General features: G+C 72.4%; 18 protein-coding genes. 4 read left to right on the top strand and 14 right to left on the bottom strand.

The window, feature by feature from the left end; translation table 11 throughout:
- Nucleotides 1–13: 13 nt before the first annotated feature.
- From ACFYNX_RS18265 to ACFYNX_RS18240, 6 genes are all read right to left on the bottom strand, one after another.
- Nucleotides 14–970, bottom strand: coding sequence for an ABC transporter permease (locus tag ACFYNX_RS18265; RefSeq protein ID WP_388662467.1), 957 nt, complete (start codon nt 968–970; stop codon nt 14–16).
- Nucleotides 963–1,895 carry an ABC transporter permease gene (locus ACFYNX_RS18260; RefSeq protein WP_365546162.1) on the bottom strand — a complete coding sequence of 311 codons (933 nt, stop codon included), beginning with the start codon at nt 1,893–1,895 and terminating at the stop codon, nt 963–965. Before ACFYNX_RS18260 ends, ACFYNX_RS18265 begins: the two co-directional genes overlap by 8 nt.
- A gap of 172 nt (nt 1,896–2,067) precedes the next feature.
- Nucleotides 2,068–3,705, bottom strand: coding sequence for an ABC transporter substrate-binding protein (locus tag ACFYNX_RS18255; protein ID WP_125664418.1), 1,638 nt, complete (start codon nt 3,703–3,705; stop codon nt 2,068–2,070).
- 515 nt (nt 3,706–4,220) lie between these two features.
- Nucleotides 4,221–6,122: a translational GTPase TypA gene (gene typA / locus ACFYNX_RS18250; protein ID WP_383319618.1), complete on the bottom strand. Its 1,902-nt coding sequence runs from the start codon at nt 6,120–6,122 to the stop codon at nt 4,221–4,223.
- 304 nt (nt 6,123–6,426) lie between these two features.
- Complete coding sequence (locus ACFYNX_RS18245) at nt 6,427–8,877, bottom strand: ABC transporter family substrate-binding protein (RefSeq protein ID WP_388662464.1); 2,451 nt, start codon at nt 8,875–8,877, stop codon at nt 6,427–6,429.
- Nucleotides 8,878–9,054: 177 nt separating this feature from the next.
- Nucleotides 9,055–9,264, bottom strand: a complete 210-nt coding sequence (locus tag ACFYNX_RS18240) for a hypothetical protein (RefSeq protein WP_388662462.1) — start codon at nt 9,262–9,264, stop codon at nt 9,055–9,057.
- 325 nt (nt 9,265–9,589) lie between these two features.
- On the opposite strand from ACFYNX_RS18240, the gene ACFYNX_RS18235 reads away from it, so the two are divergent.
- On the top strand, nt 9,590–11,596 hold the full coding sequence (locus tag ACFYNX_RS18235) for a TPM domain-containing protein (RefSeq protein WP_388662587.1): 2,007 nt from the start codon (nt 9,590–9,592) through the stop codon (nt 11,594–11,596).
- Nucleotides 11,597–11,683: 87 nt separating this feature from the next.
- Complete coding sequence (locus ACFYNX_RS18230; protein ID WP_388662460.1) at nt 11,684–12,391, top strand: PspA/IM30 family protein; 708 nt, start codon at nt 11,684–11,686, stop codon at nt 12,389–12,391.
- Nucleotides 12,392–12,419: 28 nt separating this feature from the next.
- On the opposite strand, the gene ACFYNX_RS18225 is transcribed toward ACFYNX_RS18230, so the two are convergent.
- The 6 genes from ACFYNX_RS18225 to ACFYNX_RS18200 all read right to left on the bottom strand — a co-directional run bounded on the left by ACFYNX_RS18225 (nt 12,420) and on the right by ACFYNX_RS18200 (nt 19,315).
- The gene (locus tag ACFYNX_RS18225; RefSeq protein WP_388662459.1) at nt 12,420–14,990 is read right to left on the bottom strand and encodes a SpoIIE family protein phosphatase; all 2,571 of its coding nucleotides are present in this window, start codon (nt 14,988–14,990) and stop codon (nt 12,420–12,422) included.
- A 144-nt stretch (nt 14,991–15,134) separates the two neighbouring features.
- Nucleotides 15,135–15,557 carry an ATP-binding protein gene (locus ACFYNX_RS18220; RefSeq protein ID WP_365546086.1) on the bottom strand — a complete coding sequence of 141 codons (423 nt, stop codon included), beginning with the start codon at nt 15,555–15,557 and terminating at the stop codon, nt 15,135–15,137.
- 246 nt (nt 15,558–15,803) lie between these two features.
- Nucleotides 15,804–16,244, bottom strand: a complete 441-nt coding sequence (locus ACFYNX_RS18215; protein ID WP_388662456.1) for a (deoxy)nucleoside triphosphate pyrophosphohydrolase — start codon at nt 16,242–16,244, stop codon at nt 15,804–15,806.
- A gap of 53 nt (nt 16,245–16,297) precedes the next feature.
- Nucleotides 16,298–16,477 (bottom strand): SPOR domain-containing protein, encoded by a 180-nt coding sequence (locus ACFYNX_RS18210; RefSeq protein WP_125668424.1) that lies wholly within the window; start codon nt 16,475–16,477, stop codon nt 16,298–16,300.
- Between the two features lie 154 nt (nt 16,478–16,631).
- A complete protein-coding gene (locus ACFYNX_RS18205) occupies nt 16,632–18,374 on the bottom strand; it encodes a purine-cytosine permease family protein (protein ID WP_388662455.1) in 1,743 nt (580 codons plus the stop codon).
- A gap of 188 nt (nt 18,375–18,562) precedes the next feature.
- Entirely contained in the window at nt 18,563–19,315 is a 753-nt protein-coding gene (locus tag ACFYNX_RS18200; protein WP_388662453.1) for a GntR family transcriptional regulator, read from the bottom strand.
- 308 nt (nt 19,316–19,623) lie between these two features.
- Between ACFYNX_RS18200 and ACFYNX_RS18195 the strand changes: the two genes are divergently transcribed.
- On the top strand, nt 19,624–20,976 hold the full coding sequence (locus ACFYNX_RS18195; protein WP_388662451.1) for a glycoside hydrolase family 18 protein: 1,353 nt from the start codon (nt 19,624–19,626) through the stop codon (nt 20,974–20,976).
- A gap of 81 nt (nt 20,977–21,057) precedes the next feature.
- Here the strand turns inward: ACFYNX_RS18195 and ACFYNX_RS18190 are convergent, their stop codons facing one another.
- Entirely contained in the window at nt 21,058–22,239 is a 1,182-nt protein-coding gene (locus tag ACFYNX_RS18190; protein ID WP_388662449.1) for a DUF4190 domain-containing protein, read from the bottom strand.
- 175 nt (nt 22,240–22,414) lie between these two features.
- The gene (locus ACFYNX_RS18185; RefSeq protein ID WP_388662447.1) at nt 22,415–23,992 is read right to left on the bottom strand and encodes a S8 family serine peptidase; all 1,578 of its coding nucleotides are present in this window, start codon (nt 23,990–23,992) and stop codon (nt 22,415–22,417) included.
- Nucleotides 23,993–24,182: 190 nt separating this feature from the next.
- On the opposite strand from ACFYNX_RS18185, the gene ACFYNX_RS18180 reads away from it, so the two are divergent.
- The gene (locus ACFYNX_RS18180) at nt 24,183–25,307 is read left to right on the top strand and encodes a pyridoxal-phosphate dependent enzyme (RefSeq protein WP_365546067.1); all 1,125 of its coding nucleotides are present in this window, start codon (nt 24,183–24,185) and stop codon (nt 25,305–25,307) included.
- Nucleotides 25,308–25,311 lie beyond the last annotated feature (4 nt).

Below are 25,311 nucleotides of genomic sequence, written 5' to 3'. Positions count from 1 at the left end.
TTTTACGCCCTCCTCAGCGCAGCTTGGGGTCGAGGGCGTTGCGGACGGCTTCGCCGAGCATGATGAACGCCAGGACGGTGAGGCTCAGCATGATCGACGGGTACAGCAGGATGTGCTGCGACGTACGGATCGCCTGAACACCCGCGGAGATGTCGACACCCCACGAGACGGTCGGGGCGGCGAGGCCGAGCCCCAGGTAGGACAGGGTCGCCTCGGCGGAGATGTAGCCGCCGAGGGCGATGGTGGCGACGACGATCACCGGGGCCATGGCGTTCGGCAGGATGTGCCGGAACAGGATCCGGGTGGTGCCGGCGCCGAGCGCCTTGGCGGCGTGGACGTAGTCGGCCTGCTTGACCGTGATCACGGCGCCGCGCATGACGCGGGCCATCTGCGTCCAGCCGAGGAAGGCGAGGGCGAAGACGACGACCCAGACGGTGCGCTCGACGAAGGCCTGCAGGACGACCATCGCGCCGAGCAGGAAGGGGATGCCGAAGAAGATGTCGGTCAGACGGGAGAGGACCGTGTCCACCCAGCCGCCGAAGTAACCGGCGATCATGCCCACGATGCCGCCGAGGACGGTGACGATCAGGGTGACGCAGACGCCGACGATGATCGAGGCACGGGTGCCGTAGATCAGGCGGGCGTAGACGGAGCGGCCCTGGATGTCGTAGCCGAGCCAGCCGGGGGAGCCGATGTCGCCGAGCTCGGGCTTGCCGACGTAGTGCTTGACGAGGTCGCCCGCCGTGGGCGAGGCGCTGGTGAACATCCCCGGGAACGCGGAGATGAGCAGCAGGAAGAAGATCAGCACCGACGACACGAGGAAGTACGGGTTGCGGCGCAGGTCGCGCCAGGCGTCGCCCCAGAGCGAGCGGGGCTTCTCCTGCTTGCCCTGCGGGGCGGACGGCTCCACCGGAGGGGTGGTGACGGCGTCCACCGCCGTCGCGGCTGTGGTCTTGGTCGCGTCAGGCATACCGGATCCTCGGGTCCAGGACCGCGTACAGCAGGTCGATGAGCAGGCTGGTGACGAGGTAGACGACCACCAGGACGGTGACGAGGCCGACGAGCGTGCTGCCCTCGCGGCGGCTGATCGACTCGTAGATCAGACCACCGACGCCCTTGACGTTGAAGATGCCCTCGGTGACGACCGCGCCGCCCATCAGGGCGCCGATGTCGGTGCCGAGGAAGGTGACGACGGGGATCATCGAGTTGCGCATGAGGTGGACGCCGATGACGCGCCGCTTCGGCAGGCCCTTGGCGACGGCCGTGCGCATGTAGTCGGCGCGCAGGTTCTCCGCCATGGAGGTGCGGGTGAGCCGCGCCACATAGGCGAGGGACAGTCCGCCGAGGACGATGGCGGGGGCGATCATCTCGGACAGGAGCTGGTCGTTGCTGACGTTCGGCGCGATCCAGCCGAGCTGGAAGGCGAACACCATCTTGATCAGGAAGCCGAGCACGAAGACCGGGATCGAGATGATCAGCAGGGTGAAGATCAGGATCGCGTTGTCGGCCATGCGGCCGGCCCGGAGGCCGGCGATGATGCCGAGGCCGAGGCCGAAGACGAGCTCGAAGGCGAAGGCGAGGGCCGCGAGCTGGATGGTGACGGGGAACGCGTCGCCCAGGACTTCGGTCACAGGCCGGTCGTTGCGGATCTGCGTACCGAAGTCGAAGTGGAAGAGGATTCCACTGATGTAGTCCCAGTACTGCTTCAGGATGTGCTGGTCGAGACCGAGCTTGTGTCTGATCTCCGCGATGGTCGCGGGCGACGCCCCCTTGTCGCCGAACAGACCGGCCACGGGGTCACCGGGCAGGCTGTAGACCATGAGGAAGATCAGCAGGGTTGTCCCGAAGAAAACCGGGATCATCTGGAGCAGTCGTCGTGCGACATAGCGCCCCATCATGCCTCCGTTGAGATGTGACGGCCGCAGCCGAGGGCCCTCCCCCGGACACGCCTGCCCGGATTCGGACAGCGCGGTGCCGTGGAAGGGCCCCCCAGCCGCTGCGTAAGGCGCCGGAACGGGACTGACGATCCGTCAGTCCCGTGACGGCGTGCGGACTACGCTTTCGGGTTTACTTGTGGACCTCGACGCCGGTCAGGATCGGGTCGCCGTCCTGGCCGTAAGCCACGCCCGAAACCTTCTCGGAGTAGCCCGCGTTGACCTTGTAGTACCAGAGCGGGATGGACGGCATGTAGTTGACCAGGTCCTTCTCGATGGCCTGATACTGCTTCACCGACTCGTCCAGCGTCGCCGCGGAGTCCGCCTTGGCGATCTTGGCGTCCAGCTCCTTGTTGGAGAAGTCGCCCTGGTTGCCCGCCGCACCCGTACGGAACAGGTCCGAGATGAAGTTGGCGTTCACCGGGTAGTCGAGCACCCAGCCGGAGCGGTAGAACGACTTGACCTGCTTGGTCTTGCGGGCGGTCAGGTCGGCCTGGAAGTCCGGCTTGCCGTCACCGACACAGGCGACGCCCGTGGACTGGGTGATGGAGTTGCAGACCGCGTCCACCCACTCCTTGTGGCCGCCGTCGGCGTTGAACTGGATGGAGATCTTGTTGCCGGGGACGCCGCCGCCGGCCTTGATGAGCTCCTTGGCCTTGGTCGGGTCGAACTTGGTGACGTCGACCGCGTTCGGCTGGTAGCCGAGCACACCCTTGGCGACCCAGCCGGTGGCGGGCTCGCGGGTGCCCTGGAGCACCGTCTTGGTGATGGTGGCGCGGTCGATCGCCATCGAGAGGCCCTGGATGACCTTCGGGTCGACCGGCTTCGGCTTCTTCCACTGGTCGGCGTAGAAGGCGACGGCCATGGTCTGGATCGCGGAGTACGCCTGGTCGACGGCGCGGTCGCCGAGGTCCTGGCGGTAGACCGGGAGGTCCTTCGGGGCGATCTGGCGCAGGACGTCGACGTTGCCCGACTTCAGGTCCTCGTAGGCGGCCTCGAGGGTGGTGTAGTTCTTGAAGACCACACCGCCGTTCTTCGCCTTGTTCGGGCCCTTGTAGTCGTCGTAGCGGACGATCTCGATCTGCTTCTTGTGGTCCCAGCTCTTGAACTTGTAGGGACCGTTGCCGATCGGCTTCTGGCCGGCGGCCTTGGTGTCCTTGTAGAAGGACTCCGGCAGCGGCGCGAAGACGATGTAGGCGAGCTTGTGCGCGAAGTACGGAACGGCCTTCGACAGCTCGATGGTGAAGGTGTTCTCGTCGACGACCTTCAGACCGTCCAGCTTGTCGGAGGTGGGCTTGGCGCCCTCACCCTCCGGGCTGAGCTTCTCGAAGCCCTTGACGTCCGCGAACCACGTGTTGAGGCCCATGGCGTTCTTGACGTTGGCGTTCCAGTTCCACGCGTCCACGTAGGACTTGGCGGTCACCGGGGTGCCGTCGTGGAAGGTCCAGCCGGGCTTGAGCTTGACGGTCCACGTCTTCGAGTCCGTCGTGGTGACCGACTCGGCGTTGATCATCTCCAGCGAACCGTCGGCCTTGTAGTCGACCAGGGTCGAGAACAGGCCCGCCATGACCGCGGAGCCGTTGGACTCCATCGTGTCGCCGGTGTACAGGGGCTTCTCCGGCTCACCGAGCTCGATGGAGAAGATTCCGTTCGGGTCAACAGCGCCCTTGGCGTCGCTGCCGCCGTCGCTCTTCCCCCCGCCACAGGCGGTCGCAGCAAGGGCGACGATGATCGCGCCCGTTACCCACTTGGCGCTCTTGGCACCGCGCATGGGTTCCTCCTCATGAGTCCACTTTGTCACTACAAGAGGGGCACTCCGAGTTTCGCCGACACCCCTGACGGCTATGCACTCAAGTGCCCCGAGTGTGCTCGTGAGTCGGCACTCCCCACAGTGCGTGACCCATTGACCCGAGCTCAATGGAGCCAACTATTAAGTACGTCCGGGCCGTAAACCACACTTAAGTGGTCTCGTTTTGACAACATCACCCCGCCCCGAGGTACCGAAATCCGGACAAAGTGAGTCCAGACAGACACCCCCGAAACGGACTGTTAATACACGTTCCGGAGAGCGATGACCGGTATCCGGACAGAGGGTCACCTAATTCGACTTGACGGCGGGACCGGGATCCACCCTCCCCCCCGGCCCTGCGGCGGCCCGTCGGCGGCCGGTCGGCGGTCCGTCGGCGGTCCGTCCGGCGGCCCTTCCGCCGGGGGAGCACGACTGAGCCCCGCCGGGGCCGGCGGGGCTCAGGTCGTACGGGCGGGACCGGTCCAACCGGCCCCGGATCAGCCGTTCTTGGCGCGCGAGGACGCGCGACCGCGCGCGTTCTGGTCCAGGATCACCTTGCGGATGCGCACGGCCTCCGGGGTGACCTCGACGCACTCGTCGTCGCGGCAGAACTCCAGGGACTGCTCCAGGGAGAGCTTGCGCGGCGGGACGATCGCCTCGAAGGAGTCGGCCGAGGAGGAGCGCATGTTGGTGAGCTTCTTCTCCTTGGTGATGTTCACGTCCATGTCGTCGGAGCGCGAGTTCTCGCCGACGATCATGCCCTCGTACACCTCGGTGCCGGGGTCGGTGAACAGGACGCCGCGCTCCTGGAGGTTGGTCATCGCGAAGGCGGTGACGGCGCCGGCGCGGTCGGCGACCAGCGAACCGTTGTTGCGGGTCGTCAGGGTGCCGAACCACGGCTCGTGGCCCTCGTGGATCGAGTGGGCGATGCCCGTGCCGCGGGTGTTGGTGAGGAACTCCGTACGGAAGCCGATGAGGCCGCGGGACGGGACGACGAACTCCATGCGGACCCAGCCGGAGCCGTGGTTCGACATGTTGTCCATGCGGCCCTTGCGGACGCCCATGAGCTGCGTGACCGCGCCCATGTGCTCCTCGGGCACGTCGACCGTGAGGCGCTCGACGGGCTCGTGCACCTTGCCGTCGACGAGCTTGGTCACGACCTGCGGCTTGCCGATGGTGAGCTCGAAGCCCTCGCGGCGCATCTGCTCGACCAGGATGGCGAGCGCGAGCTCGCCGCGGCCCTGGACCTCCCAGGCGTCGGGGCGCTCGGTGTCGAGGACGCGGAGCGAGACGTTGCCGATGAGCTCGCGGTCCAGACGGTCCTTGACCTGGCGGGCCGTGACCTTGCGGTTCTTGACGGCGGCCTTGGCGTCCGCGCCCTTGCCCGTGCCGCCGCGGCCGACGAGCGGCGAGGTGTTGGTGCCGATGGTCATGGAGATGGCCGGCTGGTCGACCGTGATCAGCGGCAGCGCGATCGGGTTCTCCGGGTCGGCCAGGGTCTCGCCGATCATGATGTCGGGGATGCCGGCGACGGCGCAGATGTCACCGGGGCCGGCGACCTCGGCCGGCTTGCGGGTGAGCGCCTCGGTCATCATCAGCTCGGTGATGCGGACGTTGGAGATCGTGCCGTCCCGCTTGATCCACGCGACCGTCTGGCCCTTGCGCAGCTCGCCCTGCTCGACGCGGAGCAGCGCGATGCGGCCGAGGAAGTTGTCGGCGTCGAGGTTGGTGACGTGCGCCTGGAGCGGCGCCTCCTCGTCGTACACCGGGGCGGGGACGTGCTCCAGGATGGCGTTGAAGAACGGCTCCAGGCTGTCGCTGTCGGCGGGAACGGTGCCGTTCTCCGGCTTGGTCAGCGAGGCGATGCCGTCACGGCCGCAGGCGTAGACGATCGGGAACTCGATCTGGTCCTCGTCCGCGTCCAGGTCGAGGAACAGGTCGTAGGTCTCGTTGACGACCTCGTCGATCCGGGAGTCCGGGCGGTCCGTCTTGTTGATGCAGAGGATGACGGGCTTGCGCTGCTGGAGGGCCTTGCGCAGCACGAAGCGGGTCTGCGGGAGCGGACCCTCGGAGGCGTCGACCAGGAGGACGACCGCGTCGACCATCGACAGACCGCGCTCGACCTCGCCACCGAAGTCGGCGTGGCCGGGGGTGTCGATGATGTTGATCGTGATCGGGGCCCCGCCGTCCTTGGGGTGGTACTTCACCGCCGTGTTCTTGGCGAGGATCGTGATGCCCTTCTCACGTTCCAGGTCGTTCGAGTCCATCATGCGGTCGTCGAGCTGCTGGTGGGCGGCGAAGGCACCGGCCTGCTTGAGCATGGCGTCGACGATGGTCGTCTTGCCGTGGTCGACGTGGGCGACGATGGCGACGTTACGGATGTCGTGGCGCGTGGGCATGGGTGGCTTGCGCTTCTCTCGGATCGTGGGAATCGGCGTCAGTTCCTCTTACGCCCGCCGGGCGGACGCGCCACGGCTGTCTCCATGGTACGGGGCTGCCGTGCAAGAGGCTTCCCCGCCCGGGTTCCGAGAGGGTCTACTGGGAGGTTTCGAGGGTGTGGGGGGAGGTCGTGCGGCCGGGTCAAGGGGCCGACGCGATCCTGCCCGCCGGGGCCACCGGCGGGCAAGGAAGTTGAGCTGGTTCTGAGGTTGTGACCTGCGCTTTCAGCCGCTTCGGCGCTTTCGGTGGTTTCGTGCCGGGCCGCTAGCCGTGCTTCCGGTCGGTTACCCCGGTCCCCTCGGGGCCCTTGGGGGTCTCCTTCTTCTTGAAACCGATGTCCTGGTAGCGGGGGGCGGCGAAGCCCCAGGCCCCCGCGTTCACCAGGTCGGCCCTGGCGGCGACGAGCTGCGGGCGCTGGTAGAGGGGGATGGAGCCGGCCGCGGCCCAGATCCGGGCGTCGGCCTGGCGCACGAGCTCCAGGGCCTCCTCCTCGTCGAGCGTGCCCGCCGCCTGGTCGAACAACTGGTCGATGCGGTCGGTGCCGACCCGGGAGTAGTTCTGCTCGACCAGGAGCGAGCCGTCCGAGGCCGCCTCGGGCTTGGCGAAGATCGGCCGGGCGTCGGTCGCGGGGAAGGCGGAGGCCGGCCAGGAGTAGAGGGCCAGGTCGTAGTCGCCCGAGGCGATGTGGTCCTTGAAGAAGCTCTCGTCGGAGACCTTGGTGACCTCGGTGCGGATCCCGACCGCGTCGAGCATCCGGACGATCCGGTCCCCCACCGTCCGCAGCGGCTCGGAGCCCGGTCCGGACGGCAGGACGAAGCGGAGGCTGAGCGCCTTGCCGTCCTTGCCGAGGGCCTGGTTCGCCCCGGGGACGGCGGCGGGCGCGGCGGTGCCGCGCGGGGCGTAGGCCCCGGCCACCCCCCGGTCGGGCCCGGCGGCCCGCGGGGCGCGGGCGGCGGCGCCCGTACCGGTGTCGAGGGCCTCGGCCCGGGCGAGGGCCCCGGTCCGGGTGTCGAGGGCTTCGGCCCGGGCCTGGAGGGCGGCGCTCTGCCGGGCGGCGGCGGAGGCCGGGGCGAGGACCCGGGTGCCGCTCTCGGGGCCGCCGGCGACGGGGGCGGGGGCGGCGCCCGGCTTGTCGTCGCCGACGACGTAGAGGCCCTCGTCGGAGGGGGTGTCCCCGGAGGCGTCGTCGCTCTTCTCCTTGGCGTCGGCGCTCGGCGTGCCCTTCGCGGGCTTCTCCGCCTTCTCGGCCGCCTCCTTCTCGGCCGCCTCCCTCTCCGCCTCGCTGCCCGCCTTGGTGCCGGCGGGCCGCTCGGCCGCCCCGCCGGGGACCCAGCCGGCGTCGGCGAGGAGCGCCCGCGCCTCCTCGGTGTTCTGGCCGCCGAGGGCGTCGCTGCTGTCCTTGTACGCCGCCTGGCCGGCGAGGGCCAGGTGGCTGCCGGGGGGCTTCGCCGGGAGGCCGAGCGGCTTGAGTACGGATTCGGCCAGTTCCTGGCGGTCGATGGCGCGGGCCACCGCGCGCCGCACCCGCTCGTCGGCGAGCGGCCCGGACTCGCCGTTCAGCGAGAGCTGGGTGTAGGCGGGCTCCAGGGACTTGCGGACCGCGTACTTCGCCAGGGTGTCCTGCGCGCTCGCGTACCGGGCGATCGCCTCCTGGTTCTCCTTGCGGGCGGCCCGCACCTCCTCGGCCTTCTCCTCGTCGGAGCCGTGGGCGAGGGCCCAGGACCTCAGGGCCTTGGAGGGGGTGATCGAGGAGCCGGGGCCGTGGGCGAGGGCCGCCTGCGCGCCGTTCCGTCCGGCGCGGGCGTCCCGGACCGCCAGGGAGATCCGCTCGGCCGTGGAGCGGTCGATCTCGGCCAGGTCGAGCGTGCCCGCGGCGAGGGCCTCCGCCCGGTCGGCCCGGGGGACGGCCTTGAGGACGAGGGTGTCGAGCTTGGCGGGCTGCCCCCACCAGCGGGGGTTGCGGGCGAGGGTGACGGCGCCGCCCTCGGTGTCGACCGACTTCAGCAGGAACGGTCCCGCGGTGGCCTTGAGGGCGGTGCGCGCGCCGTCGTTGAAGGCGTCCGGGGACCCCATCACCTGCTTCGGGTAGAGGGGGGTGAAGAGGGACTGCCAGTCGGCGTAGGGCTTGGCGAAGGTGACTCGCACCTCCAGGTCGTTCTTGCCCCGCTCGATCTTCTCGATCCGCTCGTAGCCGGAGTTCCGGGCGGTCCAGTACGCGGTGTCGCGGCCGCTCAGGGCCCGCCACTGGGCGACGAAGTCGGGCGCCCCGATCTCGCGCCCGTCGCTCCACACGGCCTGCTGGTTGAGCTTGTAGAGGACGACCTGCCTGGGCTCGGTCTCGACGACCTGCGCGGACTCCAGGTAGTCGGGGTTCCGCTGCGGCCGGCCCCGCTGGTCGAGGGTGTAGAGGGCGGGGAGCACGGCTCCGGCGATGCGGGAGGTGGCGGCGTCGGCGTCGGCCTGGAAGGCGTTGAGGGTGGCGGGGGCCGCGTCGACGGCCCAGCGCAGGGTGCCGCCGTCGGCGACCCGGTCGCGCGGGGCGGGCGCGTTGTCCTGGGCCGCGAGCGGGGCCGCGTCGGTCTCGTCGTCCGCGCTGCATCCGGCGAGGACGGAGACGGCGAGGACGGCGCTGGTGAGGGCGGCGACGGTGCGGAGCGTCCGGGCTCGGGGGCTCTTGGGGCATGTCCCCCCGTGAGGGGCGCCGATCTGGGACATGTCTTGTACCCCTTCGTCCAGATTCATTCCATTTGGGGATGATCACACCTACTGTTCATCCACTGAAAAGGAAGAAGGGAATCCGGCCATGCCGACACGGCGGCATGGCCGGAAAACGCCACCCGGGCGGCCCAACGGGGTCCCGGCGGGAGCCTGACGGGGCGGGTGGTACGGGGGTCAGGCCGCGGCCCGGCCCTCGGCACCCTTCGCCCCCGCCCCCGCCCCTGCCCCCGCCCCCGCGCTCCAGTGGCCGAGGACGGGTTCGGCCGGAGTGCGGGCGGCGAGGCACAGGGTCCGGCCGTGCCGGGCGAAGAGCTCGTCGCGCGAGGTGAATACGGAGGCCTCCCGGCGACCTCCGGACGGCCCGGCCCGGTCGCGAGGGGACATACCCGGACATAGCCTCGCGTGTGTGACGCGAAGGTATGCGGTGCGGGCGGGTGCGGTGCGGGCATGTGCGGCGCGGACGGGTGCGGCGCGGTCTCGTGGAGCGCGGACGGCCGCCCGGGTCCTTCTCGCGGTCCTGGTGGCCGTGGGGTGGCTCGTCGCTCCCGCCGCAGGCAGTGTTCCCTCCGCACAGGGCGGCCTCGCCGCGGCCGGTGCTCCCCCTGCACACGGCGCGCCCGCCGCGGTCGGTGCTCCCGCCGCACCTGGCGTCCGCGCCGCGCACGGCGTCCCCGCCGCCCCCGGCGTCCGCGCCGACGACCCCGTCGTCCTGTCCCGGGACGGGCAGATCACCGACCGGGTGGGCGCGCTGGGCGACCGCCGCGCCTCCGTGGAGCAGGCCCTCGACCGGCTCTACGAGCAGGAGCGCGTCCAGCTCTTCGTCGTCTACGTGCGGGACTTCTCCGGGCGCTCGGGCCAGAGCTGGGCCGACGCCACCGCCGAGCGCAACGGCTTCGGCGCCGACGACCTCCTGCTCGCCGTCGCCACCCACGACCGGCGGTACGGCTACTCCGCCGACCCCGGCTCCGGCCTCACGCAGGCGCGGCTCGACGAGGTCGCGCGGACCGCGATCGAACCGGCGCTGCGGCAGAACGACTGGGCCGGGGCCGCCGTCGGCGCGGCGGACGGCTACGGCGCCGTCCTCGCGGGCCGGCCCGTCACCGCTCCCCCGATCACCCCCGGGCCCGCCGACCCGGGCGGCGCGGCCGGCGACGGCCCCTCGGGCTCCGACCTGATCCTGCCCGTGGTGCTGGTCGGCGGCGCCGGGGCGGTGGCGGCCTACGCGTACGCCAAGCGGCGCCGGCGGACCCGGACCCGCACCACGCCCGCGAACGGACAGGGCTGGGGGCCGCCGAAGGAGCCCGCGCCGCCGACCCTGGAGGAGCTGGACGGGCGGGCCCGCCGGACCCTGGTCGCCACCGACGACGCGGTCCGCACCAGCCAGGAGGAGCTGGGCTTCGCGTCGGCACAGTTCGGCGAGGAGGCGGTGCGGCCCTTCACCGAGGCCGTCGCCTTCGCCCAGGAGCAACTGACGGCGTCGTTCCGGCTGCGGCAGAAGCTCGACGACGCCTTCCCCGAGGACGACGCGACCCGCCGGAGCATGCTGGAGGAGATCCTGCGGCGCTGCGGGGAGGCGGACGCGCGGCTCGACGCCGAGACCGAGTCCTTCGACCGGCTCCGGGCCCTGGAGCGGAACGCCCCCGAGGCGCTGGCCGCGGTCGGGGCCGCGCTCCGGGAGCAGACGGCCCGGTCGGGTACGGCCGAGGCGGCCCTGACCGCCATGCGCGAGCGGTACGCGGAGACGGCGGCCTCGCCCGTCGCCGGCGACGTCGAGCAGGCGAAGGACCGGCTGGCCTTCGCGCGGGAGCGGGTCGACGAGGCCCGGCGGCGGATCGACGCCGGTGACAACGGCGGGGCGGCCGTGCACGTACGGGCCGCCGAAGGAGCCGTGGACCAGGCGGCCCGGCTGATCGAGGCGGTGGACCGGCGGGCGCAGGAGCTGGCCGAGGCCGTGGGCCGGCTGCCGGGGGTGCTCGCGGAGACGGACGCGGACCTCGCGGACGCCCGCGGCCTCCTGAAGGGGACCGCCGCCGGGGTGTCCACGGCCGACCTCCAGGGCCGGATCGCCCGCGCCGAGGCGGTGGTGGCCGAGGTGCGGCGGGGCGTGGAGGCCGGGCGGTACGACCCGATCGGCGCCCTGCGCCGGGTCGAGGAGGCCGACGCGGCCCTCGACGAGGCCCTGGAGGGGGCGCGGGAGCGCGAGTCGGGCACGCGGCGCGCCCGCGCGCTCCTCGACCAGGCGATGCTGACGGCCCGTTCGGCGATCGGGGCGGCGTCCGACTACGTCGCCACCCACCGGGGCGCGGTGGGCAGCGAGGCCCGGACGCGGCTGGCCGAGGCCGGGCGCCGCTGGGAGAAGGCGCAGGCCCTCGCGGCCGGTGACGACCCGCAGGCCGCCCTCGCGGAGGCCCGGCAGGCGGACGCGCTCGCCCGGCGGGCGCAGGACCTCGCCGAGCGGGACGTCCGCGCGTACGGGAACCCGAACGGCACGGGCGGGATGCCGGGGGCGGGGGGAGGCTCCGGCGGGCTCGGCGGCGCGGTGCTCGGCGGCATCATCCTCGGCGGCCTCTTCGGCGGAGGCGGCGGAAGGGGCGGCGGGCCCGGGGGGTTCGGGGGCGGCGGCGGGGGCTTCGGGGGCGGCGGCTTCGGCGGCGGGCCCGGCAGCTTCGGCGGCAGCGGCACGCGCGGCCGGCTGGGCGGCGGCGGACGTTTCTGACGCCGGGCCGCCCCCAGGACCCTTCCCGACCTTCCCCGTCCGTCCCTCTCCCACCTCGCACCCCTCGCACCCCCAAGGAGAAGCGCCATGAGCAAGCAGACCGTCCTCGGCCGGGTCACCCAGTTGGCGAAGGCCAACATCAACGCCCTGCTGGACCAGGCGGAGGACCCGCAGAAGATGCTGGACCAACTGATCCGCGACTACGCGAACAACATCGCGGACGCGGAGGAGGCGGTGGCCGCGACCATCGGCAACCTCCGGCTGATGGAGCAGGATCACCAGGAGGACGTGGAGGCGGCGAAGGAGTGGGGCGGCAAGGCGCTCGCCGCCAGCCGGAAGGCGGACGGGCTGCGGAGCGGCGGGCAGGCGGCGGAGGCGGACCGCTTCGACAACCTGGCGAAGGTGGCCCTCGGCCGCCAGCTCCAGGCGGAGAAGGAGGCGCGGACGGCGGAGCCGACGATCGCCGCGCAGACCGAGGTGGTGGCGAAGCTCAGGACCGGCCTCGACCAGATGCGGGCGAAGCTCGGCGAGCTGGAGGCGAAGCGGGACGAACTGGTGGCCCGCGCCAGGTCGGCGCAGGCGCAGAACACGATGATGGACGCGGTGAAGAACATCGACGTCCTCGACCCGACCAGCGAGCTGAGCCGCTTCGAGGACAAGGTGCGCCGGGAGGAGGCCCGGGCCCTCGGCAAGCAGGAGCTGGCCGCCTCCTCGCTGGACGCGCAGTTCGAGCAGTTGGACGCGCTCGGGGACGACGCCGAGATCGAGGCCCGGCTGGCCGCGCTCAAGAAGTGACCGGGCGCCGCCCCCGTGCGCGTACGGCTCAGAACATGCTGAGCAACTGCTCCACCGTGGGTTCCGCCGCCTCCCCGCCCTCCGGCAGGGCCAGTTCGAACCAGACGGTCTTGCCGCGCGGGGTGCGGCGCGAGCCCCAGGAGGAGCTGAGCAGTCCGACGAGCTGGAGGCCGCGGCCGCCCTCGTCGGTGTCCTTGGCCCGGCGGCGGCGCGGCTGGACCAGGCCCGCGTCCCAGACCTCGCAGACGAGGGTGCGGTCGCGCAGCAGGCGCAGCCGGATCTCCCCCTCGCCGTAGCGCAGGGCGTTGGTGACGAGTTCGCTGACGAGGAGTTCGACGGTGTCGACGAGCGGGTCGAGGTCCCAGGCGGCGAGCTGGGCGCGGGCGAGTTCGCGGGCCCGGCCGACCGAGCGCGGCTCCCTGGGCAGGTGCCAGTCGCCGACGGCCTCGGCGGGCAGCCCCTGGATCCGGGCCATGAGGAGGGCGATGTCGTCCTCGCCGTGCCCCGTGTTCAGGCTGCCCAGGACCCGGTCGCAGACGTCCTCCAGGGGGCGGGACGGGTCGGTGAGGGCGCGCCGGAAGGCGCTGAGGCCCTCGTCCAGGGGGTGGTCGCGGGACTCGACGAGGCCGTCGGTGTAGAGGGCGAGGAGGGCGCCCTCGGGGATCTCGACCTCGACCTCCTCGAAGGGTTCGCCGCCGACCCCGAGGGGCATCCCGGGGGGCACGTCGAGCAGCAGGGCCTCCTCGCCGGGTGCGACGAGGACCGGCGGCAGGTGGCCGGCGTTGGCGAAGGTGCAGCGGCGGGTGACCGGGTCGTAGACGGCGTAGACGCAGGTGGCGAGGTAGACCTCGGAGAGTTCGGGGCCGCGGTTCTTGTGCGCGCGGGACTGCTGGGTGCCGATGGGGGCGCCGAGGCCGCGGGCGATCTCGTCGAGGTGGGAGAGGACCTCGGCCGGTTCCAGGTCGAGCTGGGCGAGGGTCCGCACGGCGGTGCGCAGTTCGCCCATGGCGACGGCGGCGCGCAGGCCGCGGCCCATGACGTCCCCGATGACGAGGGCGGTGCGGTGGCCGGGGAGTTCGATGACGTCGAACCAGTCGCCGCCGACCTCGGTGGCGTCGGTGCCGGGCAGGTAGCGGCAGGCGATGTCGAGTCCGGCGGCCTCGGGGTCGCCGGGCGGGAGCAGGCTGCGCTGGAGGATCAGGGCCCGCTCGTGCTCGCGGCGGTAGAGGCGGGCGTTGTCGATGCAGACGGCGGCCCGGGCGGCGAGTTCGACGGCGAGGGCCCGGTCGCGCTCCCCGAAGGGCTCGCTGCCCTTGGCGCGGGAGAACTGCACGAGACCGACGACGGTGTCGTGGGCGGTCATGGGGACGACCAGGGTGTGCCGGGCGAGGTCGCCGTCGTCGCCCTGCACCGTGCGGATCCGGCCGGTGCGCAGGGCTCCGGCGTACGGGGAGTTGAAGGGGTAGCGGTGGACGGCGCCGACCTCGACGGGGGCGGTGTCCGCACGGTCGGGGTCCGGGGCGTGCCCCCCGCCGGTTCTGCGGGGGGCGTCGGAGACGGCGCTGGCGAAGGCGACCCGGCGCAGTTCGGCGCTGCCGGCCCCGTACCCGACGTCGTGGGAGCTGCCCCACCGGCCCGGCGGCGCCTCGTCGCCGGTCAGCAGTCCCTGGTAGAGGTCGACGGAGGCGAGGTCGCAGAAGCCGGGGACGGCGACGTCGAGGAGCTCGCGGGCGGTGGCCTCCAGGTCGAGGGAGTTGCCGATGCGGGCGCCGGCCTGGTTGAGGAGGGCGAGGTTGCGGCGGGCGCTGGCGGCCTCCCTGGCCGCGTTGTGGCGGCGGGTGACGTCGATGCCGAGGCCCGCGACGCCGATCGGGCGGCCGGAGCCGCTGTGCACGCGGTAGAGGTTGATGGACCAGTGGCGGCGGTCCCTTGCGCCGGGGGCGGCGCCGACGATCCTCAGGTCGGTGACGGACTCGCCGGTCTCCAGGACCTTGCGGAGGGCGGTGGTCATCCGCTCGGCCTCGGCGCGGCCGAGGTAGTCGTGGACGGTGCGGCCCCGGTGGTCGTCGGCGTCGCCGCCGAAGACGGTGGCGAAGCGCCGGTTGGCCCGCCGCACGGTCAGGTCGGTGTCGAAGAGGAGGAAGCCGAAGGGAGATTGGCCGAATATCGCCTGGGAGGCGGCGAGGTCGGTCTCGATGCGGCGGAGGGCGCGCACGTCGACGACGATGCACAGCGCGGCCCGTTCGCCGGTCTCGGTCTCGCTCGGCATGACGTACATCTCGGCCATGCCGTGGGGGCGTTCCTCACCGGGCACGCGGAAGGGGACGAGGCCCGTCCACTCCTTGCCGTCGAGGATCTCCCTGACCCGCCGGTGGCCGCGCTCGCGCAGGTCGGCGGGCATGAAGACCTCCACCGGGTCCTTGCCCCTGGCCTCCTCCGCGGTGACTCCGAAGAGGTCCACGGCCCTTCGGCTCCACTGCTCGACCAGGCCGTCGGGCCCGATCGAGAAGGAGGCCACCCGGATGTAGTCGTAGAGGGAGCCGGGCGGGCTGCTCTGCCACACGACGCCGCCGCTCGCCGTCTCGGATATCTCGCTCACGCGACCGTCCCCTCCAGCTCACCGCACCGGACCGGCCATGCCCGCAGTATTCAGTACGGCGGGCCCCGGTGGTACGACGTTCACGATCACAGGGTGGTCTCGTTCGTTCCGTGCCGAGTACCGGTGATCGTTGTCCCACCCTCTTTACTCACCAGGGAGAGCCAGCTCGAACCATACGGTTTTGCCGGCCGTCCCCCCGCGGATCCCCCAGCGGCGGGCGGTGCAGGCCACGAGGCCGAGGCCGCGGCCCCCCTCGTCGTCGGGTCCGGGGGCCTTCGCGGTGGGCGGATCCGGAAGCGGATCGGAGACCTCCACGAGCAGGACCGGCGCGTGCGCCGGGCCGGCGCCGTCCGGGGGGACGCGGACCAGGCGGACCCCGATGGGTCCGGAGGCGTACCGCAGGGAGTTGGTCACCAGCTCGCTGACCAGCAGGACGGTCACGTCGCCGAGGACGCCGTCGAGGTCCCAGGAGCGCAGGGTCTCGCGCACCGCGTGGCGGGCGGTGCGCACGGCGTTCGCCTCGGCCGGGAAGGTCCACTCGGCGCGGTCGCCGTCGGTGTAGATCACACCCGATCACTTCCCCAGCCGTGCGTCAGCAGGAAGGCCCACGTGCCCTGGTGAGGTACTAATGGGGACATACCCACCATTTGGTGCAAGTTATCCCGCTGGGGGCGGTCACCGGCGCACGGTGGCACGAACGGCGTAGGGAGAGGGCCTCGCGCCCCACCGGAGGGCGCACCGCCGGAGGTGCCGACCGGGGGCCCGGCTCTCCGGCAGCCCCGGCACTCCGGGAGCCCCGGCACTCCGGCGGCCTCAGCGCTCCGGGAGTCTCCGCGCGGCCTCGGCGACGGCGGGGCGGTCCTGGTCGAGCCAGTCGACCGAGTCGACCTCCGCCCGGGTCAGCCAGCGCAGTTCGTCGTGGTCCTCCAGGGGGCGCGGCTCGCCGGAGAGGAGGCGGGCGGTCCACACCCGCAGGACGTACCCGGGCTTCAGCGGCCATTCGCCGGGGATGCGCTCCCCCGGCTCGACCTCCACGCCGAGCTCCTCCCGCAGCTCCCGGACCAGCGCCTCCTCCGGGCCCTCGCCCGGTTCGAGCTTGCCGCCGGGCAGTTCCCAGCGGCCGGCGAGGTCGGCGGGGGCGCTGCGCCGGGCGGCGAGCAGGCGCCCCCGGTCGTAGAGGGCGCCGGCGACGACCACCACGGGGACGGGGCGGGGCTCGTGGGGCGCGGCGGGCTCGGTGGTGCGTTCCGTCATGGGCGCGAGCGTAGTCCGGGGGCCGGGGCTCGCGGACGGGGCGGGCCCGGGGCTCAGAGCGCCGGGCTGCCGACGCGCTCGACCCAGTAGAGCTGCTTGTGGCCGCGGTCGTCGAGGGTGTCCGCGATCTTCTGCGCCTCGTCCTGGGTCGCGTACCGCCCCACCCGGTAGCGGTTGCCGTTGTCGTCCTGCCGGATGACGAGCCAGGGGAGGACAGGGCCGCTGTCGGTCATCGAGCTTCTCCCTCCGCCGGTCCGGTCGTCGTCGTGGATCTCCGGGAAACCGCAATCCGCATATGCCGGAGCTTACGCCTGACCTTCACACAGCGGATACGGGTTTGCACAAAGAGGCACGGTTCGGCCGGTTACCGACGGAGGGAGGCCGAAGTCAGGCGCCGGACATCGCCTTCGGGACGGTGGGCACCGGCATCAGGACGGGACCGCCCGCGCCCCCGGGCTCCTTGCGGCAGACGTCCCCGCACGCGGCGTCGAGCGAGCAGCACAGGGAGCAGATCGGACCCGCCTGGACGGGGCAGTCGGCGACGTCGGGCAGCTCGTAGGCCGTCTCGCAGACCGCGCAGGTGTGGGTCGCCCGCTCGTCGGCGACCTCGGCGCCGGGGCCGTTCACCGCATTGGGGCGGGCCAGGTAGTAGCGGCCCTTGGTGGCCCACGCGATCAGCGGGCAGAGGACCAGCGCGAGACCGGCGGCGATGAAGGTGGAGAACGCCTGCGCGTAGGTGCCGAAGAGGCCGAAGAAGGCGAGGATCGAGACGACGGAGGCGATCACCATGGCGCCGAAGCCCGCCGGGTTCACGGCGTACAGGTAGGCGCGCTTGAACTCGATGTACGGCGGGCTCCAGCCGGCCCGCTTGTTGATGACGAGGTCGGCGGCGACGGCCGTGATCCAGGCGATGCCGACATTGGAGTAGAACCCGAGCAGCTTGTTCAGGGCCGCGAACATGTTCATCTCCATCAGCGTCAGCGCGATGGCGAGGTTGAGGAAGATGTACCAGACGCGGCCGGGGTGGCGGTGGGTGACGCGGGAGAAGAAGTTCGACCAGGACAGCGAGCCGCTGTAGGCGTTGGTGACGTTGATCTTGATCTGGGAGACGATCACGAAGAGCGCGGCGGCGGGCAGGGCGAACGTGCCGAGCCAGGGCTTGAGGGCCTCGATCTGCGGGGCGATCGGCTCCAGGGCGCGGGTCGTGCCGACGGCCTCCAGGGCGACGAAGGCGAGGAGGGCGCCGCCGAGCTGCTTGGCGGCGCCGATGACGACCCAGCCGGGCCCGGCGGCGAGCACGGCGAGGTTCCAGCGGCGCCTGTTCGCCTCGGTCTTCGCGGGCATGAAGCGCAGGTAGTCGGCCTGTTCGCCGATCTGGGCGATCAGGGAGAGCGCGACGCCGGTGCCGAGTCCGAAGCCGATCCAGGAGAAGCCCGCACCGGCGCCCTCCGTGCCGCCGAAGGAGGTGAAGGCCCCCCAGGCGTCGGGTGCTTCGAAGGCGAGGACGACGAAGGGCAGCACCATGCCGACGATCCAGACCGGCTGGGTCCAGGCCTGCACCTTGGCGAGGGCGCCCATGCCGCGGAAGACGATCGGGATGACGATCAGGGTCGTGACCAGGTAGCCGATCTCGACCGGGAGGCCGACGGCCTGGTGCATGGCCTGGGCCATGATCGAGCCTTCGAGCGCGAAGAAGATGAAGGTGAAGGAGGCGTAGATGAGCGAGGTGAGGGTGGAGCCGAAGTAGCCGAAGCCGGCGCCGCGGGTGATCAGGTCCATGTCCAGGCCGTACGTCGCGCAGGCGCGGGCGATGGGGATGCCGGTGAGGAAGATGAGGGTGGCGGCGGTGAGGATCGAGGCGAGGCCGCTGCCGAAGCCGTAGGTGAACACGATCGAGGCGCCGATCGCGAAGTCGGCGAGGTAGGCGATGCCGCCGAGGGCGGTGCCCGCGACGGTGGCGGGGGACCAGCGGCGGAAGGAGTGCGGGGCGTAGCGCAGCGAGTAGTCCTCGCGGCTCTCGTCCGCGGCGAGTTTCGCGTAGCTGCGGCGGGGTTCGGGAGGGGGCGCGGCGCCCTCCGGCGCCTCGGGCGGGTCCGGGAGGGGGGCGGGGGTGGTGACCGTGTCCGTCATGAGGGTTCCTGTCGTCTCGTCCGACCGGATGCGGGTACGGACGAGGAAGGTAGGAGCCGGTCGTGACGGCCGGGGTCGGCACGCGGTTGCCGGGCGGTTACGCGGCCTGACGTGCCGTTAACTCGCGGTCACGGCGCCCGGACACGGGGCCCCGCTGAACGGTCGGACGGCCCCGGGGCGCCGCCCCCTCACCTCACCGGCAGGTGGTACGCGATGCGGTAGCGGTCGGCCGGGACCACGACGTCCGCCGTCTCGACGGCCCGGCCCGAGGCGTAGTAGGTGCGCTCCACCACCATCACCACGTGGCCCGGCACCCCGCCGAGCGCCAGGAGTTCCTCGGCGAGGCCGGGGCGGGCGCCGACCTCCTCCACCACGTTGTCCACGACGACGTCGATGGCGGCCATCCGCTCGACGACCCCGCAGCCGGCCAGGGGGCCCTCCTCCGGCAGCATGACCGGGGTCCGGCCGGTGACGGCGAGGGGCTCCCAGGAGGTGGAGACCATCATGGGCTCGCCGCCGTCCCGGTACACGTACCGCGTGCGCATCACCCGCTCCCCCGGCTCGATGCCGAGCCGCTCGGCGACCTCCGGACTCGCGGGCTCCTGCCCGCTGTTCGACTCCCAGGTGCCGCGGGCCCCCTCGGCCGCCTGCTCCTGGCGGAAGGGGCTGGCCCCGGAGACCGGGCGGTAGCCCGAGCGGGCGATCCGGCGCGGCACCGGGCGCTCCCGCACGTACGTCCCCGAGCCCGAGCGGCCCTCCACGAGTCCCTCGGCCATCAGTACCTTGCGGGCCTCCAGTGCGACGGTGTCCGACACCCCGTACTCCTCGCGGATGCGTGCCTGCGAGGGAAGGCGGGTATGGGGCGGAAGCGAGCCGTTGGCGATCTTCTCCCGCAGATCGCTCGCCACGCGCAGATAGGCGGGCTGCTCACCGAACGTCACTGGACACTCCCCTCAGGTTGACTGTCAGCTACAGACTGACAACCGTGGGTCGCGGACCGCAAGCATGGGCCAGAGTTTCACTCGAAGTGATGAACACCTGGCTACCACCCTCTCTACTCTCGGTTACCCCGGGGCGGATGCGGCCGAACCCCTTGACCCGTATTGGTACAGACCAATACGTTCCTGCCTGCGCGCCCCGCGCGCCGCACCTCTCCCCGCTCCACCGCGTTCCTCCCCTGCTTCCCCGTTCCTCCCCCGCTCCCCCGCTCCACCGCACGCTCCATCCCGCTCCGCACAGGAATGAGCCCATGCGTCCCAGAGCCACGTCCAAGCTGACCTTCGGTGCCGCCACCGCCGTCACCCTCGGCCTCCTCGCCGCCCTGGCACCCGCCGCCGACGCGCACCAGGCCCCGCGCGGATCCGCCCACGAGCCCGCCCACGGGCAGGCCCTCAAGCGGATCGGCTACTTCACCCAATGGGGCATCTACGGAAGGAACTTCCAGGTCAAGGACCTGGAGACGAGCGGCACGGCCGCCAAGCTCAGCCACATCAACTACGCCTTCGGCGTGATCGGGGCGGACGGCAAGTGCCTCATGGGCAACGCCCCCGGCTCCGACCCCTGGGCCGACTACGTGCGCCCCGTCGACGCCGCGAACTCCGTGGACGGCGTCGGCGACACCGACGGGCAGCGCCTGGCCGGGAACTTCAACGAGCTGCGCGAGCTGAAGGCGAAGCACCCCGGCCTCAAGGTCATGATCTCGCTGGGCGGCTGGAGCGGCTCCGCGCACTTCTCCGACGCGGTGCGCACGGACGCCGGCCGCAAGGCCCTCGTCGCCTCCTGCGTCGACACGTACATCAAGGGCGACCTGCCCGTGGACGGCGCCCGCGGCGGCGCCGGTGCGGCCGCCGGGATCTTCGACGGCGTCGATCTCGACTGGGAGTGGCCGGGCTCGGACGGCGCCCCGGGGAACGTGATCCGCCCCGAGGACAAGCCCAACTTCACCAAGCTCGTCCGGGAGTTCCGCGTCCAGCTCGACGCGTACGGGCGCTCGCTGAAGAAGCGGAAGCACTACGAGCTGAGCGCGTACGTGCCCACCGCCCCCGCCAAGATCGACGCGGGCTTCGAGGTCGCGAAGATCATGCGGGACTTCGACTTCGTGAACCTCCAGGGCTACGACTTCCACGTCTCCGGGGAGGCGAGGACGGCCCAGCAGTCCGCGCTGTACGCGAAGGACGACTTCAGCGTCGACCAGACCGTCAGGGCCTGGCTGCGGCGCGGCGCCCCCGCCCGCAAGCTCGTGGTCGGCATGCCCTTCTACGGCCAGGGCTGGACCGGCGTGACCGGCGGCGGCAACGGCCTCGGCAAGCCCGCGACCGGCCCCGCCCCCGCCACCTGGACGGCGGGCTCCGAGGACTACAAGTTCCTGAAGCGGCTCGCGGAGTCGGGGACGTACAAGCTCTACCGGGGCGAGCGGAACGGGCACGCCTGGCTCTTCGACGGCACCACCCTGTGGACCTACGACGATCCCACCGTGCTGCGCACCAAGGCGTCCTACGTCCGGAAGAACGGGCTGGGCGGCGCGATGGTCTGGTCCCTCGACGGGGACACCCCGGACGGCGAGCTGATCACCGCCATCGACCGGGGCCTGAACCGGCGCTGACCCCGCTCCCGTGCCCGGCCGCCCCGGGCCGACCGGGCACGGGGCGGCCGGGCACGGAGGCACGCGCGCGTGGGCCGTGCCTCAGGCCGAGGTGCCCGCGCCCTCCGGCGGAGTGTCCGTCAGCCCGAGCGCGCCCCGCGCGTCCCCGGTGCCGGGCAGGGCGTCGAAGGCCGCGTCGTAGGCCTCCCAGTACGCGTCCGGGTCGGCCGCCCCGGCCAGCTCGCGCCACCGCTTCGAGGCCGTCGCGAGGTCCTTCCGGAGCGTCGCGACCGGCTTGGTGGAGGCGCCGGGCCAGAAGTGCTCCCCGAGGCCCGCGTGCGCCCCGTCGAGCGCCGCCAGGACCTGGCCGGCCCAGGCCTTGTTGGCCGCGAAGTCCTCGTCGGGGTCCTCCTCCGGCTCCCGGTGGACGACCGTCTCGATCGGGTTCACGGACGTGAGGAAGTGCGTCTGGTCGGTGCTCAGGGTCGTGGCGTCGGAGCGCAGCGAGCCGCTGAACGGCTTCCTGTCGGCGGCGAGCGCGCAGATCACGGTCCGGTCGTCGAACTTCCAGCTCTGGCCGCTGGGCAGGTAGTAGAAGAGCCAGACCTCCTGCGGGATCGCCCAGGTGTCCATCGCGTACGCCAGGTTGGCCGTCTCGCAGCGCTTCTCCGCGAGCGCGTCGATCGCGTCCTCGCCGGGCCACGCGTCGAAGCCGGTGACCTCGAAGCCGCCGGTGACCTCGCCGTCGTGCGGGCGCGCGCAGTCGACGACGGTGATCTCCGTCGTGTACTCCTTCCGCATGCCGCGGTCGGTGAAGCACTGGCCGGTGCGCAGCGAGGACGGGGACTTGGAGCGGGCGGCCTCGTCGACGCCCTCCTTGAAGCCGCTCCACGCCGTGGAGAAGCCGCCGGTCGCCAGGCCGATCACGAGGAGCAGACAACTGAGGGCGGAGAGCACGATGCCCGCGATCGCGAGCCCCTTGCCCGCCTGGTCCCTCTTCCTGATCTGCGGGAGGGCCACGAGGCCCAGGACCAGGCCGAGGGGCGGGAGGCAGCAGACGATGCCGGAGACGAGGGAGCCGACGGCGAGTCCGTTGGTGGTCCGCGGGGGCCGCCCGTGGGGTCCGGGGCCGCCGGGCGGGCCGTAGGGACCGGCGGCGTACGGCCCGCCCGGGGAGGTGTACGGCCCGCCCGGGGAGGTGTACGGGCCCGGGGCGGGCCACCCCTGCGGCTGCGGGCCCCCTGGGGGCGGCGGGGGCGGCGGGGCCGGCTGGGTCGGGTCCACGGGTGGTTGCTCCTGCGGGGCGGTGATGCGAACAGACGAACGAGCGCGCATCGTACGCGGTCGAACGGGGGGCCGTCGCGCGCGTTTGCGGGGCGGGAGGGGCGGCCGCGCACGGCCGCGCAGACGGAAGGGGCGGCCGCCCGCAGGCGACCGCCCCCGTCATGCGGTGCTCGGGTCAGAACTGCAGGCCCCAGGAGTCGATCTTCCCGGTGTCGTAGGTCGCGTTGTCCGTGACCCGCAGCTTCCAGGTGCCGTTGGCGACCTCCGAGGAGGCGTTCACGGTGTACGTGGTGTTGATGTTGTCCGTGCTGCCGCCGGTGCCGAAGGCCTTCAGCGTGTACGCCGAGCCGTCGGGGGCGATCAACTGGACCTGGAGGTCACCGATGTAGGTGTGGACGATGTTCACCGGCACCTTGAGGGTGGCGGGGGCGTTGCCGGTGACGCCGGTGACGGCGATCGGGGACTCGACGGTCGCGTTGTCGGCGATGGCGTAGTCCGTGGTGTTCTCGAAGTTCTTGCCGGTGGGCGGAGGGGTGGTGCCGCCGTCGCCGACGTACAGGAGCCTGTTCGGGGAGCCGGAGCCCGGGTTGGTGACGACGTTCGGGGTGGCGGCGCTCGTCAGGGCCGTGGAGACCTGGGCCGGGGTCGCCGTCGGGTTGGCGGCGAGGTAGAGCGCGGCGGCGCCGGCGACGTGCGGGGTCGCCATCGACGTGCCGGAGATGGTGTTGGTGGCGGAGTCGCCGGTGTTCCAGGACGAGGTGATGGAGGAGCCCGGGGCGAAGAGGTCCAGGATCGAGCCGTAGTTGGAGTAGCTGGCGCGGGCGTCGGTGTTGGTGGTGGCGCCGACCGTGATGGCCTCCGCGACGCGCGCCGGCGAGTAGTTGGAGGCGTTGGCGCCGTCGTTGCCCGCGGCGACCGCGTAGGTGACGCCGGAGGCGATCGACCGGCGGACGGCCTCGTCGAGGACGGAGTCGACGCCGCCGCCGAGGCTCATGTTGGCGACGGCCGGCTTGACGGCGTTCCGCGTCACCCAGTCGATGCCGGCGACGACCTGGTCGGTGGTGCCGGAGCCCTGGTTGTCGAGGACGCGGACGCCGACGATCTTGGCCTTCTTGGCGACGCCGTACGAGGTGCCCGCGACGGTGCCGGCGACGTGGGTGCCGTGGCCGTGGCCGTCCTGGGAGACGTTGTCGTTGTCGATGGCGTCGAAGCCGTTGTAGGCCCGGCCGCCGAAGTCGCCGTGGCTGATGCGGACGCCGGTGTCGATGATGTACGCCGTGACGCCCTGGCCCGCGGCGTCCGGGTAGGTGTAGCTCCGGTTCAGCGGGAGGGCCTTCTGGTCGATCCGGTCCAGGCCCCAGGACGGCGGGGAGGGCTGCGTGGCGTCGATGGTGAAGACGCGGTTCTGGACGACCGACGTGACGGCGGGGTCGGCCGCGAGCCGCTTCGCCTGCGCCTCGGAGAGCTCGATCGCGTAGCCGTTGACCGCCGAGGTGTACGTGCGCTTGATCTTCGCGCCGAACTTGGCGGGGATCGCGCGGCCCCGGGCGGTCTCCGCCGGGGCGGACTCGTCGAGGGTGACGATGTAGCTGCCCGGGACGGTGTTTTCGGCTCCGGCGTTCTCGACGACGCCTTCCGGGGCGGCCGGGGCGGCGGTGGCCGGGAGGGCGGAGAGCGGGCCGAGGGTGAGGGCGGCGACGGCCACCGCGGCGGCGGTGGCGATTCTGCGACGCGAGTCACGCATCACTGACATGTGAGGGGTCCTCCTCATTGGTGGTGCGCTGCCGTGGGGGTGCGACAGGGACATGACAAGACGGCACGAGGCGTCCGGGCCGTTCCGCGTGTCCGGCTGTCGAGCGAAAGGTTGGCCGATCCATAGGAATCGCACAAGGGTGTCCGCCGCCCCGTAACGTCCGCGCCACACGGCTGCCATCCTGGCGACCATGACCGCCTACACGTGCCCCCGCTGCCGCGTCTCCTCGCCCGTGTCCGCGCTCACCTGGCGTTGTCCGGAGTGCCGGGGCCCGTGGGACCTCGACTTCGCGGGCGGGCCGGTCCCCCTCCCGTCCCTCGCGTCACGTGTGAATTCCTTGTGGCGTTACGCGGAGGCACTGCCTCCGCTGCCGTGCGCGCCGGAGGTGACCCTCGGGGAGGGCCGCACGCCCCTCGTCCCGCTGGGGGAATCCCCCTCCGGATCCGTCTCGGCCAAGCTCGACTTCCTCATGCCGACGCTGTCGTTCAAGGACCGGGGCGCGGTGGTGCTCGCCGCGCACGCCCTGCGCCTCGCGCGCGCCGGCGGCCTCGACCGGGTCGTGGCCGACAGCAGCGGGAACGCGGGCACGGCCGCCGCCGCGTACTGCGCGCGGGCCGGACTCGACTGCCGGGTGTACGTCCCCGGGGGCACGTCCCCGAAGAAGCTGGACCAGATCCGGGCGCACGGCGCCGAGGTGGTCGAGGTGCCCGGCGACCGCGAGGCGACGGCCCGCGCGGCCCGGGAGGCCGCCGACGAGCCCGGCACCTTCTACGCCTCGCACGTCCACAACCCGTACTTCACACAGGGCACCAAGACCTATGTGTACGAGCTGTGGGAGGAGCTCGGCGGACGGCTGCCCGACACGATCGTCGTCCCCGTCGGCAACGGCACCCTGCTCCTCGGCGCCGCCCTCGCGCTCGACGAGCTGCGCCGCCACGGGCTCGCGGACACCCGGCCCGCGCTCGTCGCCGTGCAGGCGGAGGCCGTGTCCCCGCTGGCCGGGGCGTTCCGCGCGGGCGCGGACGACGTCGCGGGACCGGCCGCCGTCCGCCCCACCCTCGCCGAGGGCATCGCGATCCCGGCGCCGCCCCGGGCCCGGCAGGTCCTGCGGGCGGTCCGGGCGACGGGCGGCACGTTCCTGACGGTGACGGAGGAGCGGATCCGCGCCGCCCAGCGGGACCTGGCGCGGCGCGGCCTCTTCGTGGAGGCCACCGCGGCGGCCTGCTGGGCGGCGGTGGGCGCGGCCCCGCCGCGCCCCGGACTCACGGTGGTGCCGCTGTGCGGGGCGGGGGCGAAGACGGGCCTGGCGCCCTGAAGGG

Origin of the sequence: Streptomyces sp. NPDC007872, assembly GCF_042868165.1 — a bacterium.
In the GTDB taxonomy this organism is placed as follows: Bacteria; Actinomycetota; Actinomycetes; order Streptomycetales; family Streptomycetaceae; genus Streptomyces.
The sequence above is the reverse complement of the archived record's forward strand: the minus strand, read 5'-3'. Positions and strand labels throughout refer to the sequence as shown.